Here is a 16,563-nt window from a genome sequence, read left to right as displayed (position 1 = left end):
TCACGCCGTTTTTGTCTCTATTCCCCATGTGGCGCAGGCTGATTTATCACCCGGAAGTTAACTACGCACTGCGACAAACGCTGGTGTTGTGCCTTCCTGTGGCCGTGGGCCTGATTCTGGGCCATCTTCAGCAAGGTCTGCTCTTCTCTCTCGTTCCCGCCTGCTGCAACATTGCCGGTCTGGACACACCGCATAAGCGCTTTTTCAAACGGCTGATCGTGGGCGGCTCGCTGTTTGCGGGTTGTAGCCTCGCCGTGCAGCTTTTGCTGGCCCGCGATATCCCGCTGCCGCTGATCCTCACCGTCCTGGCGATGACCCTGGGCGTAACCGCTGAAATCAGCTCACTGCACGCGCGTTTGCTTCCCGCGTCGCTGATTGCCGCCATCTTCACGCTGAGCCTTGCGGGTAACATGCCGGTGTGGGAGCCGCTGCTGATCTACGCCCTCGGTACGCTGTGGTACGGACTGTTTAACTGGTTTTGGTTCTGGCTGTGGCGGGAACAGCCGCTGCGGGAATCCCTGAGCCTGCTCTACGTGCAGCTGGCGGATTACTGTGAAGCCAAATACACCTTGCTCACCCAGCATACCGATCCAGAAAAATCACTGCCGCCGCTGCTGACGCGTCAGCAAAAGGTGGTGGACCTGATAAGCCAGTGTTATCAGCAGCTGCATATGCTCGCCGCCAATAAGAACCACGAATATAAGCGGCTACTGCGCGTCTTCCAGGTGGGGCTGGACTTACAGGAGCATATCTCCGTGAGCCTGCACCAGCCGCAGGAGGTGCAAAAACTGGTCGAGCGCAGCCATGCCGAAGCGGTGATCCGCTGGAACGCGCAAACCGTCTCCGCGCGCCTTCGGGTGCTGGCTGACGATATTCTGTATCACCGCTACCCCACGCGCTTTAACATGGACAAACAGCTCGGCGCGCTGGAGAAGATTGCCCGTCAGCATGAAGACAACCCGGTGGGTCAGTTTGCCGCCTGGCACTTCAGCCGTATCGCCCGCGTGTTACGAACCCAGCGTCCGCTTTATCCGCGCGACCTGATGGCCGACAAACAAAAACGCCTGCCGCTGCTGCCAGCGCTCAGAAGCTACCTCTCCCTTAAATCATCTGCCCTGCGCAACGCCGCGCGAATTAGCGTGATGCTAAGCATTGCCAGCCTGATGGGCATGGCGCTGCATCTGCCCAAGCCGTACTGGATTTTAATGACCATCCTGTTTGTCACCCAGAACGGCTATGGCGCGACGCGAGTGCGCATTCTGCACCGGGCAGGCGGCACGATGGCGGGGCTGATCATTGCGGGCGTTACGCTGCACTTTCACGTGCCGGAAGGCTATACGCTGGCAGGGATGCTGGTGATCACGATGGTGAGCTACCTGATCATCCGCAAAAACTACGGCTGGGCGATGGTGGGCTTTACGGTAACGGCGGTGTATACCCTGCAGTTGCTCACGCTCAACGGCGAGCAGTTTATTATCGCCAGGCTGGTCGATACCCTGATTGGCTGCCTGATTGCCTTTGGCGGCATGGTCTGGCTGTGGCCTCAGTGGCAAAGCGGGCTGCTCAGACAGAACGCCCATGATGCGCTGGAGGCCGACCAGCAGGCCATTCGCCTGATCCTGAGTGACGACCCGCAGCCCTCTCCGCTGGCGTATCAGCGGATGAAGGTCAACCAGGCGCATAACGCCCTGTTTAACTCGCTGAATCAGGCCATGCAGGAGCCCGGCTTTAACTCGCACTATCTGGCGGACATGAAGCTCTGGGTGACGCACAGCCAGTTTATCGTTGAGCATATCAACGCCATGACCACGCTGGCGCGGGAACATACGATGCTGACGCCCGATCTGGCGCAGCGCTACCTGCAGTCGTGTGAGATTGCCCTGCAGCGGTGTCAGCAGCGACTCGAGTATGACGCGCCTGGCGAGTCAGGGGATTCGAACATTCTGGAGGCGCCAGAGACGCTCACCCACGGGCCAATGAGCACCCTGGAGCAGCATCTGCAGCGCGTTCTCGGGCATCTGAACACCATGCACACCATTTCGTCGGTAGCATGGCGTCAGCGCCCTCACCACGGGATATGGTTAACCCGTCGCTTAACGCGAACGGAGTCTTAAGCGTTTACGATCTTCGCGACCGCCGCGGCAAAACGGTTTAACCCGTCTTCAATGTCCTGATTTTCGACCACCAGCGACGGCGCAAAGCGCATCACGTCCGGCCCGGCATTGAGCACCATCACCCCTTCATGGGCGGCGGCGTGCAGGAAATCGCGCGCGCGGCCTTTGTACTGTGGCTTCAGCTCCGCGCCGATCAGTAACCCCATCCCGCGGATCTCGCTGAAGACGTCATACTGGTCATCAATCTGCTGCAAATGCTTCACGAAAAGCTCACGCTTCGCGTTGACGCCGCTCAGAACCTCAGGGGTGTTGATAATGTCGAACGCGGCACCCGCGACGGCACTCGCCAGCGGGTTGCCGCCGTATGTGGAGCCGTGGGAACCCACGTGGAACGCGGAGGCAATCTCCTGCGTCGTTAATACCGCACTGACCGGGAAGCCGCCGCCGAGCGCTTTGGCGCTGGTCAGAATATCCGGCGTCACGCCGTAATGCATGTAGGCAAACAGGGAGCCGGTACGGCCCATCCCGCACTGCACTTCATCAAATACCAGCAGCGCCTGATGCTCATCGCACAGGTCGCGCAGCCCTTTCAGGAACTCAGGCGTGGCAGCCGTTACGCCGCCTTCTCCCTGGATCGGCTCCACCACCACCGCACAGGTGTGATCATCCATTACCGCTTTTACCGCATGGAGATCGTTAAACGGCACATGGATAATATCGGCCGGTTTTGGTCCAAAACCGTCGGAATACTTTGGCTGTCCGCCGACGGAAACGGTAAACAGCGAGCGACCGTGGAAGGCGTTGTGGAAAGCAATGATTTTGGTTTTGTACGGGCTGTGACGCGTGGAGGCATAGTAGCGCGCCAGCTTGAAGGCGGTTTCGTTCGCTTCGGTACCGGAGTTCATAAACAGCACGCGTTCGGCGAAAGTCGCGCTGATTAACTTACGGCCCAGACGCAGCGCCGGTTCGTTGGTAAAGACGTTGCTGGTATGCCACAGGGTTTCCCCCTGGGTTTTCAGCGCCTCTACCAGCGCAGGATGGCAATGACCCAGCGCCGTCACCGCAATCCCACCGGCGAAATCAACATACTCTTTCCCCTGCTGATCCCAGACTCGGCTGCCTTTCCCTTTTACCGGGATAAACTCAGCCGGTGCATAAATCGGCAGAATGACTTCATCGAATGTCGCGCGGGTAATTGCAGATTGTTCAGTTGCCATGTCATGACCATCCATTTTATGTCACAGTGATTGTGAAAATATAATCACAAAATATGCATAAAAAATCACAGCAAGGCAACCACTATTCAACGATTGAGGAAATTTGCCAGCAGCTGGTGTCCCTGCTCGCTGAGGATACTCTCCGGGTGGAATTGCACCCCTTCGAGGTCCCATTCACGATGCCGAATCCCCATGATTTCCCGGGTATCGCTCCAGGCGGTAACCTCAAAGCATTCCGGCAGCGTTGGCGGGTCAATGACCAGCGAATGGTAACGCGTCACGGTAAGCGGATTATTAAGTCCCGTAAACACGCCCGTGCCGGTATGGGTCACCGGCGCGGTTTTGCCATGCATCACTTTGGCGGCGCGCACAATGGTGGCACCAAACACCTGCCCAATAGCCTGATGGCCCAGGCAGACGCCAAGAATGGGCAGCTTACCGGCGTAGTGACGAATGACATCCAGCGAAATGCCCGATTCCGACGGCGTGCAAGGCCCCGGTGAGATAACGATTTTCTGCGGGGCAAGCGCGTCGATTTCGGCCAGGCTGATGTCGTCGTTGCGGCGGACCACCACCTCTGCACCCAGTTCACAAAAATACTGGTAAAGGTTCCAGGTGAAGGAATCGTAGTTATCAATCAGCAGAATCATGGCGGCTCCAGAAAAACGTGCCGCCCTATTCTACTCAGTTTCCCGCGCTTCGCTCACTACTTTGGCAAAGATGGCGTTCAGGGCCGTTAAATCGCCCATTGCGCCGCTCTGGTTGGCCGCCGCCCATTTGCCCGGGTCGATATCTTTCCAGCTCAGCTGATAGCCTGCATGGATGGCAAGTTGTTCGAAGAAGATCCGCTGAGCGATACCGTTGCCAATCCGGAAGGGATGGAGCACGTTGATCTCACAGTAGTAGTGACTCAGGCGGGCCACAAACTCCTCTTTCTGCAGACCGTTGAGATACCCCTCTTCCTCGAGATCCTGCATCAGGACATTGCCCTCTTTCTCGATGTAGGCGAAGTGGCAGAAGCGGGTGTCGCCCTGATAAATATCGATTTCGCGGATATCGCCCGCCCAGTCAAAAATATCCTGATAAAGGTGGCGGTGGATTGCACAGAGATGCGGTAACCCCGGCGCCGAGGGGCCTAAGCCGAGCGTCGCCACCCGCAGCGCGGTGATCTCATAGGATGCCTTTGCAAGACGGTCAGCCTGGCGGATATTCAGACGGTTACGCATCACATTCAGACCCGGGTAGAGATACGGGTCACGATCGTCACCGATTTTATCGCTCATAGTGCCTCCTGAGTTCTTCAAGACGGCTTTGCGCATCCTGGGCGTTTAGCGTAACGAGCGGGCTATCAACCCCCTCAAGGCGGCGGCTGGCCTGGAAATTACTGTTTCGCTGCTGCTCCCAGAGACGGGATTTTTGCTTATCGGTGAGTTTTTTCACTTAACGCCTCCCTGAAGATGTCCGTGTGCCACAAGTATAAGCAGCAAAACGCGCTTTCGCAGGGAGGGGAGCGAAACACGGGCGAGAAGCGCCCGTGTCAAAGAAGGTTACGGCAGAACTTTTGCAGAGAGGATCACAACCGGTTTTGTCGGCACATTCTGGTACGGGCCAACGTCATGGGACTGCACCTGAGAAATCTTGTCAGCCACATCCATCCCTTTCACCACTTTACCGAAGACCGCGTAACCGAAGTCGCGCTGGCCGTGGTCGAGGAAGGCGTTATCCGCCACGTTGATAAAGAACTGGCTGGTGGCGCTGTCTTTATCTGCCGTACGCGCCATTGAGATGGTACCGCGAGTGTTGCGCAGGCCGTTATCCGCTTCGTTTTTAATCGGTGCGTTAGGCTGCTTTTGCTGCATTTGCTCGTTAAAACCACCGCCCTGCACCATAAAGCCCGGGATCACACGGTGGAAAGTGGTGCCGTTATAGAAACCGTTATTCACGTAGTCGAGGAAGTTTTTCACAGAAACCGGAGCTTTCTGGCTATTCAGTTCCAGCTCAATATTCCCGGCGGAGGTGGTCAGCAGAACGTGAGGGTCTCCTTTGGCTGCCAGCGCAGCAGGGGAAACGGCAGAAAGAGCAAACACAGCTGCGACAGCCGCCAGCGTTGATTTGAGCATGAGAATTCCTTAACAAAGCGCAGTATAAAAAGCGAATGGCTTGATTCTAAAGAGCAGTATGAACGGAGACCAGCCTTTTACCTAATTTTACGAAATTGAAACAGTTGTAACCACGCAAACGATTGGTTATGACGCCAATTAATGTGATCTGAATCACATAAAAACCTGCAATAGCGTTCGAATTTCTCTTAAAAGATATGAATGGATCACTTTAATGTCTAAAATCTGCCCGCTCTCAGCGCCCCTCGGGCGCTTTTCTTTTCCTGAACAGGCCAGACATGACTAACAGCAATCGTATCAAGCTCACATGGATCAGCTTCTTCTCCTACGCCCTGACCGGCGCGTTGGTGATCGTCACCGGGATGGTGATGGGTAATATCGCAGACTACTTCCAGCTGCCCGTTTCCAGCATGAGTAACACCTTTACCTTCCTCAACGCCGGGATCCTGATCTCCATTTTCCTGAATGCCTGGCTGATGGAAATTGTTCCACTGAAAACGCAGCTGCGTTTTGGTTTCGTGCTGATGGTCGCCGCGGTAGCGGGTTTAATGGTGAGCCACAGCATCGCCCTGTTCTCTGCCGCCATGTTTGTGCTGGGTCTGGTGAGCGGTATTACGATGTCCATCGGTACGTTCCTGATTACCCATATGTATGAAGGTCGTCAGCGTGGCGCACGTCTGCTGTTTACCGACTCCTTCTTCAGCATGGCGGGGATGATTTTCCCGATGGTAGCGGCCGTTCTGCTGGCACGCAGCATTGAGTGGTACTGGGTTTATGCCTGTATCGGTCTGGTCTACGTGGCAATCTTTATTCTGACCTTCGGCTGTGAATTCCCGGTTCTGGGCAAAAAAGCGCAATCCACGGACGAGCCGGTCGCGAAAGAGAAATGGGGTATCGGCGTACTGTTCCTCTCCGTTGCCGCACTGTGCTACATCCTCGGTCAGCTGGGCTTTATCTCCTGGGTACCGGAATACGCCAAAGGCCTGGGCATGAGTCTGAACGACGCGGGTAAACTGGTGAGCGATTTCTGGATGTCTTACATGTTCGGCATGTGGGCGTTTAGCTTCATCCTGCGCTTCTTCGACCTGCAGCGCATTCTGACCGTGCTGGCAGGCATGGCAACCGTGCTGATGTACTTGTTCATTAACGGTTCACCGGAGCATATGCCGTGGTTCATCCTGACCCTGGGCTTCTTCTCCAGTGCGATTTACACCTCTATCATTACGCTGGGCTCTCTGCAGACCAAAGTAGCGTCACCGAAACTGGTGAACTTCGTGCTGACCTGCGGCACCATCGGCACCATGTTGACCTTCGTGGTCACCGGCCCGATCGTCGCCCACAGCGGACCGCTGGCCGCGCTGCATACCGCTAACGGTTTGTACGCGGTGGTGTTTGTGATGTGCCTGGTTCTGGGCTTTGTGACCCGCCACCGTCAGCATAATACGGCAGCGGCGTCCCACTGATCCCCTACGCCCCTTTGCGCTCAGCGAAGGGGCTGTTTTTCGTGAAGATGTGCTCTTCCGCAACGTCGTCCATTTTGATCCACGTCTGCGCAAGCTGCGTCGTAGCAATCACTCGCCCCTCCCGAATCGACCAGCGCGCCGGCACCTGGCAGCGCACCGCTTCAAACCCGCTCTCCGCAGGCAGCACGATCAGGTTAGCCAGATTTCCCGTTTCGATACCGTAATCCGTCAGGCCAAAGGTTCGGGCGCTGTTGTGGGTTATCAGGTTCAAACCGTTGTCAATTTGAGAATACCCCATCATCTGACACACATGCAGCCCCATATGCAGTACCTGCAGCATATTGCCGGTGCCAAGCGGGTACCACGGGTCGAAGACATCATCATGCCCGAAACAGACGTTGATCCCCGCCTCCAGCAGCTCCTTCACTCGGGTAATCCCGCGTCGTTTGGGATAATCGTCAAAGCGCCCCTGTAAATGGATATTCACCAGTGGATTGGCGACAAAGTTGATGCCTGACATCTTCAGCAGGCGGAAAAGCCGCGAGGTGTATGCCCCGTTATAGGAGTGCATCGCCGTGGTATGGCTGGCCGTGACCCGCGGGCCCATCCCTGATTCATAAGCCAGGGTGGCCACCGTTTCCAGAAATCGGGACTGCTCATCGTCAATTTCATCGCAGTGGATATCCAGCGGACGGTCGTATTTCTTCGCCAGTTCAAAGGCAATGTGCAGCGATTGCACGCCATACTCGCGGGTGAATTCAAAATGCGGGATTGCCCCGACCACATCGGCACCCAGCTTCAACGCCTCCTCAAGGAGCGCCGCGCCGTCCGGGTAAGAAAGGATGCCTTCCTGCGGGAACGCCACGATTTGCAGCGTGATCCACGGCGCAACCTCCTGCTTCACCTCCAGCATGGCCTTCAGGGCGGTGAGCGTCGGGTCAGAGACGTCCACGTGGGTACGCACAAACTGAATACCGTTAGCTATTTGCCCTTTCAGCGTCTTCCAGGCGCGCGCTTTTACATCTTCATGGCTAAGCAGTGCCTTACGCTCCGCCCAGCGCTCAATGCCTTCAAACAGCGTACCGGACTGGTTCCAGCTCGGCTCGCCTGCCGTCTGGGTGGTATCAAGGTGGATATGCGGTTCTATAAACGGGGGGATGGCAAGGCCGCCACGCGCGTTTAAGATTCTTACGTTTTCGTCTTCGGTATCGCCCATCGGCGTTATGCCACCAAAACGACCCTGCTCAATGGCGATTTGCCACAGCCCTTCGCGACCCGGTAAGCGAACATTCTGAATAAGCCCAAGCGGTGTTGTAGACATGCCTTTCCCCTGAAAAACGCGGCTGAAATTTGGGAGTACGCATTTTTGACAACGCGCCCCTTAATTTGTACACAAAATCGGCGACCTCGAAAAGCCAGCGATTTCCACAACTTATAAAAATCCTGACAAATCAGTCATATACCACCTAAGGAGTAGGCGAAGGCGTATTTGATTTGCATCAATAAGTGCCCCTGCTGAATCGTTAAGGTAGGCAGTAATAGAAAAGAAATCGAGGCAAAAATGAGCAAAGTCAGACTCGCTATCATCGGTAACGGCATGGTCGGCCACCGCTTTATTGAGGATCTTCTCGATAAAGCCGATGCTAACCAGTTCGATATTACCGTGTTCTGTGAAGAACCCCGCAAGGCGTACGACCGTGTGCACTTGTCTTCCTACTTCTCCCATCATACCGCTGAAGAGCTCTCTCTGGTGCGCGATGGTTTCTACGAGAAGCATGGCGTGAAAGTGCTGGTGGGCGAACGCGCTATCACCATCAACCGTCAGGAAAAAGTGATCCACTCCAGCGCCGGACGTACGGTTTTTTACGACAAGCTGATCATGGCGACTGGCTCGTACCCGTGGATCCCGCCGATCAAAGGCTCGGAAACGCAGGATTGCTTCGTTTATCGTACCATCGAAGATCTCAATGCGATCGAATCATGTGCCCGCCGCAGTAAACGTGGCGCCGTGGTCGGGGGGGGGCTGCTGGGTCTGGAAGCCGCCGGTGCGCTGAAAAACCTCGGTGTTGAAACCCACGTCATCGAATTTGCCCCGATGCTGATGGCAGAGCAGCTTGACCACATGGGTGGTGACCAGCTGCGCCGTAAAATCGAAAGCATGGGCGTGAAGGTTCACACCAGCAAAAATACCAAAGAGATTGTGCAGGAAGGCACCGAAGCGCGGAAAACCATGCGCTTTGCCGATGGCAGCGAACTGGAAGTGGACTTTATCGTCTTCTCTACCGGTATTCGCCCGCGCGACAAGCTGGCCACCCAGTGCGGTCTGGCCGTCGCTCAGCGCGGCGGGATCATGATTAACGATACCTGCCAGACCTCCGACCCGGATATCTACGCCATCGGCGAATGCGCCAGCTGGAACAACCGCGTGTACGGCCTGGTCGCGCCTGGCTACAAAATGGCGCAGGTTGCCGTTGACCATATTCTCGGCAACCAGAACGCCTTCGAAGGGGCTGACCTGAGCGCCAAGCTGAAACTGCTTGGCGTAGACGTAGGTGGTATTGGCGATGCGCATGGCCGCACGCCGGGCGCACGCAGCTATGTTTACCTCGATGAAAGCAAAGAGGTGTACAAACGTCTTATCGTCAGTCAGGACAACAAAACCCTGCTCGGCGCGGTGCTGGTGGGCGATACCAGCGACTACGGTAACCTGCTTCAGCTGGTCTTGAACGCCATCGAACTGCCGGAAAACCCGGACGCGCTGATCCTTCCGGCGCATGCGTCCAGCGGTAAGCCGTCCATCGGCGTGGATAAACTGCCCGACAGCGCGCAGATTTGCTCCTGCTTCGATGTGACCAAAGGCATGCTGATTTCGGCCATCAATAAAGGCTGCCATACCGTCGCGGCCCTGAAGGCGGAAACCAAAGCCGGTACCGGCTGCGGTGGGTGTATCCCGCTGGTCACACAGGTTCTGAACGCAGAACTGGCGAAACAGGGTATCGAAGTCAACAATAACCTGTGCGAGCATTTCGCTTACTCTCGCCAGGAGCTGTACCACCTGATCCGCGTGGAAGGCATCAAATCCTTCGACGAACTGCTGGCGAAACACGGCCAGGGTTATGGCTGTGAAGTGTGTAAACCTACCGTGGGTTCCCTGCTGGCCTCCTGCTGGAACGAGTACGTTCTCAAACCAGAGCATACGCCGCTGCAGGATACCAACGATAACTTCCTGGCGAACATTCAGAAAGACGGGACTTACTCCGTCATCCCACGCTCCGCCGGTGGCGAAATCACCCCGGAAGGGCTGGTCGCCGTTGGCCGCATCGCGCGTGAATTTAACCTGTATACCAAAATCACCGGCTCTCAGCGTATCGGCCTGTTTGGTGCGCAGAAAGATGACCTGCCTGAAATCTGGCGTCAGCTGATTGACGCGGGATTCGAAACCGGCCACGCCTACGCGAAAGCGCTGCGTATGACGAAAACCTGTGTGGGCAGCACCTGGTGCCGTTACGGCGTAGGCGACAGCGTCGGCTTCGGTGTGGAGCTGGAGAACCGCTACAAAGGCATCCGTACACCGCACAAAATGAAGTTTGGCGTCTCCGGCTGTACCCGCGAATGTGCGGAAGCGCAGGGTAAAGATGTGGGTATCATCGCCACCGAGAAAGGCTGGAACCTGTACGTCTGTGGTAACGGCGGCATGAAACCACGCCATGCAGACCTGCTGGCTGCAGACCTCGACCGCGATACGCTGATTCAGTATCTCGACCGCTTTATGATGTTCTACATCCGTACCGCCGATAAGCTGACCCGTACCGCGTCCTGGCTCGATAACCTGGAAGGCGGTATCGAGTACCTGAAATCGGTCATCATTGACGACAAACTGGGCCTGAACGACCATCTGGAAGCGGAAATGGCGCGCCTGCGCGAGGCGGTGATCTGCGAGTGGACTGAAACCGTCAACACCCCGGCGGCGCAGACTCGCTTCAGACACTTTATCAACAGCACCCAGCGCGACCCGAATGTGCAGGTTGTGGCAGAACGCGAGCAACATCGTCCGGCGACACCTTATGAACGTATTCCGGTGACTCTGGTGGAGGAAAACGCATGAGCCAGTGGGTAAACATCTGCAACATTAACGACATTCTGCCTGCCACCGGGGTCTGTGCCCTGCTGGGTAACGAGCAGGTCGCGATATTTCGCCCTCGCCATGATGAACAGGTTTTTGCCATCAGCAATATCGACCCGTTCTTTGAGGCCAGTGTCCTGTCCCGGGGATTAATCGCGGAGCATCAGGGTGAACTCTGGGTCGCCAGCCCGTTGAAGAAACAGCGTTTTCGTTTACGCGACGGGTATTGCATGGAAGATGAGCATTATTCCGTGAAGCCCTACGATGTCCGCGTGAAGGACGGTAAGGTGCAGCTGAAAGGCTAATCTCTCGCCTTTTCAATATGAAAAGCTTATGACCCCTTATGGGTAACGGCAGGAAAAACCGTATGTTCTGTACGATTCCTGCTGTTATCCTGACCTCAATTTCTTACCCCCTCCTTGAATGCTGTGAGGTAATGTCGTGGACCACCTGCCGATTTTCTGTCAATTACGCCATCGCGACTGTCTGCTTGTAGGCGGCGGCGATGTGGCTGAACGCAAAGCGCGCTTGCTGTTAGAAGCAGGAGCCCGACTCACCGTTAACGCCCTGGCTTTTGCCCCGCAGTTTGAGGCCTGGGAAAAAGAAGGGATGCTCACGCTGGTGCAGGGGGGGTTTAATGAATCCTTGCTTGATACCTGCTGGCTGACCATTGCCGCCACGGATGACGATGAAGTGAATCAACGCGTCAGCGACGCCTGTGAAGCGCGCCGCATCTTCTGTAACGTGGTGGATGCCCCGAAGGAGGCCAGCTTTATCATGCCGTCGATCATTGACCGTTCGCCGCTGATGATTGCGGTATCGTCCGGCGGCCGCTCTCCCGTTCTGGCCCGCCTGCTGCGGGAAAAACTGGAAGCCATCCTGCCGCAGCATCTTGGCCAGATTGCCCACTATGCCGGGCAGCTGCGTTCACGGGTTAAGCAAACCTTCGCGACCGTGGGTGAACGCCGTCGCTTCTGGGAAAAATTCTTTGTGAATGACAGGCTGGCCCAGTCGCTGGCGAATCAGGATCATAAAGCGGTGGAAGAGACGACGGCGCAGTTGCTCTGCGAGCCGCTGGATCATCGCGGTGAAGTGGTGCTGGTGGGTGCCGGCCCGGGCGATGCCGGTTTGCTGACGCTGAAAGGGCTGCAGCAGATCCAGCAGGCGGATATTGTGGTTTATGACCGTCTGGTCTCCGATGAGATAATGAACCTGGTCCGCCGCGATGCTGATCGCGTATTTGTCGGTAAACGTGCCGGGTACCACTGTGTACCGCAGGAGGAGATTAACCAGATCCTGCTGCGCGAAGCGCAAAAAGGAAAACGCGTGGTGCGCCTCAAGGGTGGCGATCCGTTTATCTTTGGTCGCGGCGGTGAAGAGCTGGAAACGTTGTGCAACGCGGGCATTCCGTTTTCCGTGGTGCCGGGCATCACGGCAGCTTCCGGCTGCTCAGCTTACTCGGGCATTCCGCTAACCCACCGTGACTATGCCCAGAGCGTACGCCTGGTGACGGGGCACCTGAAAACCGGCAGTGAGCTGGACTGGCATAACCTGGCCGCCGAAAAACAGACGCTGGTGTTCTATATGGGGTTAAACCAGGCCGCGACCATTCAGGCCAAACTGCTTGAGCACGGCATGGAAGAGGATATGTCCGTCGCGCTGGTGGAAAACGGCACGTCCATTAAGCAGCGCGTGGTGAACGGCGTGCTGACACAGTTAGGTGAGCTGGCACAGCAGGTTGAAAGCCCGGCGCTGATTATTGTCGGACGCGTGGTGGAGCTGCGCGATAAACTGAACTGGTTCTCGAATCACTAACGCATATTCCCCCTTCCCGGAGTAGTCCTTATGCGGACTACTCCCCTCTTACCGCTCCCGATAACATACCGCCCGCGAAATGGAATTTTTCCATTTATTCCCTCACGTTAGATCCAATTTTCGTTTTTTCAGACAAGGAATGCGTATGTTTAAACTGGCAAAAGCCGCCGTTCTGGTAGGCATATTATCGACTCTGACCGCCTGCACCGGTCACGTTCAAAATACCAAAAATAACTGCAGCTATGATTACCTGCTGCACCCGGCAATTTCCATTTCGAAGATCATCGATGGCTGCGGCCCGGCCGCACAGCAGTAAGCGTTTTTCAGGCGTAAAAAAACCGGGAATGTCCCGGTTTTTTGTCTGGCTCAGCGCGTTTTTTGTCGGGGAGCGCTCATGCTTACCCGACAAAACAGGGTTACGGTTTACCCACAAACCCAATCGCCTGGTACACCGCTTTAAGGGTTTCAGACGCGCGGGCACTGGCTTTTTCCGCGCCCTCTTTCATCACTTTCTGCAGGAAAGCTTCGTCGTTACGGTAGCGGTGATAACGCTCCTGCAGCTCGGTCAGCATGCCGGAAACAGCATCCGCCACTTCCCCTTTCAGGTGACCATACATCTTGCCTTCGAAGTGTTGTTCCAGCTCAGGAATGCTCTGACCCGTCACACCGGAGAGGATATCCAGCAGGTTGGAGACGCCCGCTTTGTTCTGCACGTCGTAACGCACAACAGGTGGCTCATCGGAGTCGGTCACCGCACGCTTGAGCTTTTTAACCACCGATTTCGGGTCTTCCAGCAGGCCGATAACGTTGTTGCGGTTATCGTCAGACTTGGACATCTTCTTGGTTGGCTCCAGCAGCGACATCACGCGTGCGCCGGATTTCGGAATGAACGGCTCAGGCACTTTGAACACGTCGCCGTACAGCGCGTTAAAGCGCTGGGCGATATCGCGGCTCAGTTCCAGATGCTGTTTCTGATCTTCGCCAACCGGCACCTGGTTGGTCTGGTACAGCAGAATGTCTGCTGCCATCAGTACCGGGTAATCAAACAGACCGGCGTTGATGTTTTCTGAGTAGCGCGCGGATTTATCCTTGAACTGCGTCATGCGGCTCAGTTCGCCGAAGTAGGTGTAGCAGTTCAGCGCCCAGCCCAGCTGCGCATGCTCTGGAACGTGAGACTGAACGAAAATGGTGCTCTTCTCAGGATCAATTCCGCAGGCCAGATACAGCGCCAGGGTGTCCAGTGTGGCTTTACGCAGCTTCTCAGGATCCTGACGTGCAGTGATAGCATGCAGATCCACAATGCAGTAAATGCAATGGTAATCATCCTGCATGCTGACCCACTGACGTAACGCACCCATGTAGTTACCAATGGTCAATTCACCTGACGGCTGTGCGCCACTAAAAACGATGGGCTTAGTCATTATTCAATTCCTGATTATCACTGTGCGAAAGCCCGAGTGCGGGCAACAAATCTTTGAAGTGGTCGAACACGACGTCCGGCTCACTCAGCGTGATGGCCTCACCATAGTTGTAGCCATAGGTTAATCCCACTGAAGGACAACCCGCCGCTCTGGCAGCCAGAATATCATTGCGGGAATCACCGACAAAGAGCAGCTCCGCGGGCGTTAAGGATAATTTTCCGGCCACCAGCAGTAACGGTTCCGGATGCGGCTTTTTGTTCTGCACATCATCACCGCCAACAATGACGGAAAAATACTTTGCGATGTCCAGCGCTTCCAGCAGAGGGGCGACAAAAGGTGTCGGTTTGTTTGTCACCAGCCCCAGCGGAATGCCGTTGGCATGAAGCGCACTCAGCGTTTCTGCGACATCCGGGAACAGGAAGCTGCCCTCTTCGACCGTCTCTTCATAGAAACGATTGAACAATTTACGCAGGATACGCAGCTGTTCTTCCTGCGGGATATCCGCATGATCCACGCTCGGTTTACCCTGTGCGGAACGCTGGGACACACGCTCCTGGCGGGCCCATGTCAACGCGCGCTCCATCAGGACATCGGCGCCATTGCCAATCCACGTGATGACACGCTCTTCGCCCGCAACGGGCAATTCAAGAGCATACAGCGCCTGGTCTACGGCGCTGGTTAAGCCCGGCGCGCTGTCGACCAGCGTGCCGTCGAGGTCAAATGCGATACCCCGGGTTGCCTGCAATTTATCCATGACTTACCTTCGCCAGTTCACGGCGCATTTCATCAATGACTTTTTTGTAATCCGGTTGGTCGAAAATCGCTGAACCTGCAACGAACATATCCGCGCCCGCTGCCGCAATTTCACCAATGTTATTCACTTTTACGCCACCGTCGACTTCCAGACGAATGTCGTAACCTGACTCATCAATACGACGGCGCACTTCACGCAGTTTATCCAGCGTATGAGGGATAAACGACTGACCACCAAAGCCCGGGTTAACGGACATCAGCAAAATGACATCCAGCTTATCCATTACATGGTCGAGATAGCTCAGCGGCGTAGCCGGGTTGAAAACCAGACCCGCTTTACAGCCATTCTCTTTGATGAGCTGCAGCGTGCGATCCACATGTTCAGACGCTTCAGGGTGGAAGGTGATGATACTGGCTCCCGCAGCGGCAAAATCAGGCACGATACGGTCAACAGGCTTCACCATCAGATGAACGTCAATCGGCGCGGTAATGCCATAGTTACGCAGCGCTTTAAGCACCATCGGGCCAATGGTCAGATTAGGAACGTAGTGGTTATCCATAACGTCGAAATGGACGACATCCGCGCCCGCCGCGAGTGCTTTTGCAGTGTCTTCACCCAGGCGGGCAAAATCGGCCGACAGAATTGAGGGAGCAATCAAAAACTGTTTCATCCGCATCTCCTTGAAATGTGTTTACCGGCGGGCAAAACGGCTCAGGGGCGATAAAGAGCCAGGAGTTCGTCCACCTTTTTACGTGTGCCGCCGTTGCTGCTTATGCTACGCCGCACTTTGACCTGAAAATGCTTCGCGGCTTTGTACCATTCGCGCGTATCAGGGGTATCGTGATTCGAAATTAACACCGGAATTCTTTTGCTGACCAGCTTTTCCGCCATCTCCGCCAGACGGGCCTGCTCGGCCGGACTGAAGCTGTTGGTGTGATAAGCGGTGAAATTTGCCGTCGCAGACAGCGGTGCGTAAGGCGGGTCGCAATAGACCACCGAGTTTACGCCTGCCAGCTCCATGCACTCTTCATAGGAGAGGCAGTGGAATTCGGCATTCTGCGCTTTTTTAGCAAAGTGATACAACTCATCCTGTGGGAAATACGGACGCTTATAACGGCCAAACGGCACGTTAAACTCACCACGAAGATTATACCGACACAGGCCGTTGTAGCCGTGTCGATTGAGATAGAGGAACAACAGCGCCCGGCGGAACGGATCCTGACTCTGATTAAACTCAGTGCGGAACTGGTAGTAAACGTCCGGATTATTGTGCTCGGGTGTAAACAGCTTCCGAGCCTCTTCCACGTACTCGTCGGTCCGCAGTTTGACGATGTTGTAGAGGCTAATGAGGTCGCTGTTGATATCCGCCAGGATATAACGAGAAAAATCGGTATTCAGGAATACCGATCCAGCGCCCACAAAGGGCTCGATAAGACACTCGCCTTTCGGCAGGTGCTTTTTAATATCATCGAGCAGGGGGTATTTCCCCCCTGCCCATTTCAGAAAAGCGCGATTTTTTTTCATGCTGACTAACTG

General features: G+C 55.6%; 16 protein-coding genes. 6 read left to right on the top strand and 10 right to left on the bottom strand.

The features are described from left to right. The first annotated feature begins 26 nt into the window (after positions 1-26). Complete coding sequence (locus tag BJP35_RS01215) at positions 27-2,114, top strand: YccS/YhfK family putative transporter (protein WP_020884592.1); 2,088 nt, start codon at positions 27-29, stop codon at positions 2,112-2,114. Here BJP35_RS01215 and BJP35_RS01210 read toward each other — a convergent pair. The 5 genes from BJP35_RS01210 to ppiA all read right to left on the bottom strand — a co-directional run bounded on the left by BJP35_RS01210 (position 2,111) and on the right by ppiA (position 5,451). After that, the gene (locus BJP35_RS01210) at positions 2,111-3,331 is read right to left on the bottom strand and encodes an aspartate aminotransferase family protein (protein WP_171032977.1); all 1,221 of its coding nucleotides are present in this window, start codon (positions 3,329-3,331) and stop codon (positions 2,111-2,113) included. The two genes, BJP35_RS01215 and BJP35_RS01210, sit on opposite strands and share 4 nt — an antisense overlap. 86 nt (positions 3,332-3,417) lie before the next feature. Further along, positions 3,418-3,981 (bottom strand): aminodeoxychorismate synthase component 2, encoded by a 564-nt coding sequence (gene pabA, locus BJP35_RS01205; RefSeq protein ID WP_047742565.1) that lies wholly within the window; start codon positions 3,979-3,981, stop codon positions 3,418-3,420. A gap of 30 nt (positions 3,982-4,011) precedes the next feature. Next, entirely contained in the window at positions 4,012-4,614 is a 603-nt protein-coding gene (locus BJP35_RS01200) for a putative adenosine monophosphate-protein transferase Fic (protein ID WP_025202869.1), read from the bottom strand. Continuing rightward, positions 4,604-4,771, bottom strand: coding sequence for a YhfG family protein (locus BJP35_RS01195; protein WP_014171935.1), 168 nt, complete (start codon positions 4,769-4,771; stop codon positions 4,604-4,606). Before BJP35_RS01195 ends, BJP35_RS01200 begins: the two co-directional genes overlap by 11 nt. 107 nt (positions 4,772-4,878) lie before the next feature. Next, positions 4,879-5,451, bottom strand: a complete 573-nt coding sequence (gene ppiA, locus BJP35_RS01190; protein ID WP_014171936.1) for a peptidylprolyl isomerase A — start codon at positions 5,449-5,451, stop codon at positions 4,879-4,881. Positions 5,452-5,729: 278 nt separating this feature from the next. Here ppiA and tsgA point away from each other — a divergent pair, with 278 nt between their 5' ends. Beyond that, entirely contained in the window at positions 5,730-6,914 is a 1,185-nt protein-coding gene (tsgA, locus tag BJP35_RS01185; protein WP_020884588.1) for an MFS transporter TsgA, read from the top strand. 4 nt (positions 6,915-6,918) lie between these two features. On the opposite strand, the gene BJP35_RS01180 is transcribed toward tsgA, so the two are convergent. Further along, positions 6,919-8,235, bottom strand: a complete 1,317-nt coding sequence (locus tag BJP35_RS01180) for a cytosine deaminase (RefSeq protein ID WP_032679098.1) — start codon at positions 8,233-8,235, stop codon at positions 6,919-6,921. Between the two features lie 240 nt (positions 8,236-8,475). On the opposite strand from BJP35_RS01180, the gene nirB reads away from it, so the two are divergent. The 4 genes from nirB to BJP35_RS01160 all read left to right on the top strand — a co-directional run bounded on the left by nirB (position 8,476) and on the right by BJP35_RS01160 (position 13,168). Further along, positions 8,476-11,019, top strand: a complete 2,544-nt coding sequence (gene nirB / locus BJP35_RS01175; protein WP_086462865.1) for a nitrite reductase large subunit NirB — start codon at positions 8,476-8,478, stop codon at positions 11,017-11,019. After that, positions 11,016-11,342, top strand: a complete 327-nt coding sequence (gene nirD / locus BJP35_RS01170) for a nitrite reductase small subunit NirD (RefSeq protein WP_020884585.1) — start codon at positions 11,016-11,018, stop codon at positions 11,340-11,342. Before nirB ends, nirD begins: the two co-directional genes overlap by 4 nt. Before the next feature lie 136 nt (positions 11,343-11,478). Then, a complete protein-coding gene (gene cysG, locus BJP35_RS01165; protein ID WP_020884584.1) occupies positions 11,479-12,852 on the top strand; it encodes a siroheme synthase CysG in 1,374 nt (457 codons plus the stop codon). A 145-nt stretch (positions 12,853-12,997) separates the two neighbouring features. Then, positions 12,998-13,168 carry a YhfL family protein gene (locus tag BJP35_RS01160; RefSeq protein ID WP_047742567.1) on the top strand — a complete coding sequence of 57 codons (171 nt, stop codon included), beginning with the start codon at positions 12,998-13,000 and terminating at the stop codon, positions 13,166-13,168. A gap of 100 nt (positions 13,169-13,268) precedes the next feature. Here the strand turns inward: BJP35_RS01160 and trpS are convergent, their stop codons facing one another. The 4 genes from trpS to dam are packed head-to-tail and all read right to left on the bottom strand — an operon-like array spanning position 13,269 to position 16,551. Continuing rightward, positions 13,269-14,273 carry a tryptophan--tRNA ligase gene (gene trpS / locus BJP35_RS01155; protein ID WP_014171943.1) on the bottom strand — a complete coding sequence of 335 codons (1,005 nt, stop codon included), beginning with the start codon at positions 14,271-14,273 and terminating at the stop codon, positions 13,269-13,271. Beyond that, positions 14,266-15,027, bottom strand: coding sequence for a phosphoglycolate phosphatase (gene gph, locus BJP35_RS01150; protein WP_020884582.1), 762 nt, complete (start codon positions 15,025-15,027; stop codon positions 14,266-14,268). Before gph ends, trpS begins: the two co-directional genes overlap by 8 nt. Further along, entirely contained in the window at positions 15,020-15,697 is a 678-nt protein-coding gene (gene rpe, locus BJP35_RS01145) for a ribulose-phosphate 3-epimerase (RefSeq protein WP_014885523.1), read from the bottom strand. The genes gph and rpe overlap by 8 nt, the downstream gene beginning before the upstream one ends. A gap of 41 nt (positions 15,698-15,738) precedes the next feature. Beyond that, complete coding sequence (gene dam, locus BJP35_RS01140; RefSeq protein WP_014171946.1) at positions 15,739-16,551, bottom strand: adenine-specific DNA-methyltransferase; 813 nt, start codon at positions 16,549-16,551, stop codon at positions 15,739-15,741. Positions 16,552-16,563 lie beyond the last annotated feature (12 nt).

Origin of the sequence: Enterobacter sp. J49, assembly GCF_002148625.1 — a bacterium.
Lineage (GTDB): Bacteria > Pseudomonadota > Gammaproteobacteria > Enterobacterales > Enterobacteriaceae > Enterobacter > Enterobacter ludwigii.
This window is presented reverse-complemented; position numbering and strand designations above follow the sequence as displayed.

Bases quoted from the DNA above. Each gene is read 5' to 3' on its own strand.
- BJP35_RS01215 (WP_020884592.1), top strand. From the start codon at position 27: ATGTGGCGCAGGCTGATTTATCACCCGGAAGTTAACTACGCACTGCGA.
- BJP35_RS01210 (WP_171032977.1), bottom strand. From the start codon at position 3,331: ATGGCAACTGAACAATCTGCAATTACCCGCGCGACATTCGATGAAGTC.
- pabA (WP_047742565.1), bottom strand. From the start codon at position 3,981: ATGATTCTGCTGATTGATAACTACGATTCCTTCACCTGGAACCTTTAC.
- BJP35_RS01200 (WP_025202869.1), bottom strand. From the start codon at position 4,614: ATGAGCGATAAAATCGGTGACGATCGTGACCCGTATCTCTACCCGGGT.
- ppiA (WP_014171936.1), bottom strand. From the start codon at position 5,451: ATGCTCAAATCAACGCTGGCGGCTGTCGCAGCTGTGTTTGCTCTTTCT.
- tsgA (WP_020884588.1), top strand. From the start codon at position 5,730: ATGACTAACAGCAATCGTATCAAGCTCACATGGATCAGCTTCTTCTCC.
- BJP35_RS01180 (WP_032679098.1), bottom strand. From the start codon at position 8,235: ATGTCTACAACACCGCTTGGGCTTATTCAGAATGTTCGCTTACCGGGT.
- nirB (WP_086462865.1), top strand. From the start codon at position 8,476: ATGAGCAAAGTCAGACTCGCTATCATCGGTAACGGCATGGTCGGCCAC.
- nirD (WP_020884585.1), top strand. From the start codon at position 11,016: ATGAGCCAGTGGGTAAACATCTGCAACATTAACGACATTCTGCCTGCC.
- BJP35_RS01160 (WP_047742567.1), top strand. From the start codon at position 12,998: ATGTTTAAACTGGCAAAAGCCGCCGTTCTGGTAGGCATATTATCGACT.
- trpS (WP_014171943.1), bottom strand. From the start codon at position 14,273: ATGACTAAGCCCATCGTTTTTAGTGGCGCACAGCCGTCAGGTGAATTG.
- gph (WP_020884582.1), bottom strand. From the start codon at position 15,027: ATGGATAAATTGCAGGCAACCCGGGGTATCGCATTTGACCTCGACGGC.
- rpe (WP_014885523.1), bottom strand. From the start codon at position 15,697: ATGAAACAGTTTTTGATTGCTCCCTCAATTCTGTCGGCCGATTTTGCC.
- dam (WP_014171946.1), bottom strand. From the start codon at position 16,551: ATGAAAAAAAATCGCGCTTTTCTGAAATGGGCAGGGGGGAAATACCCC.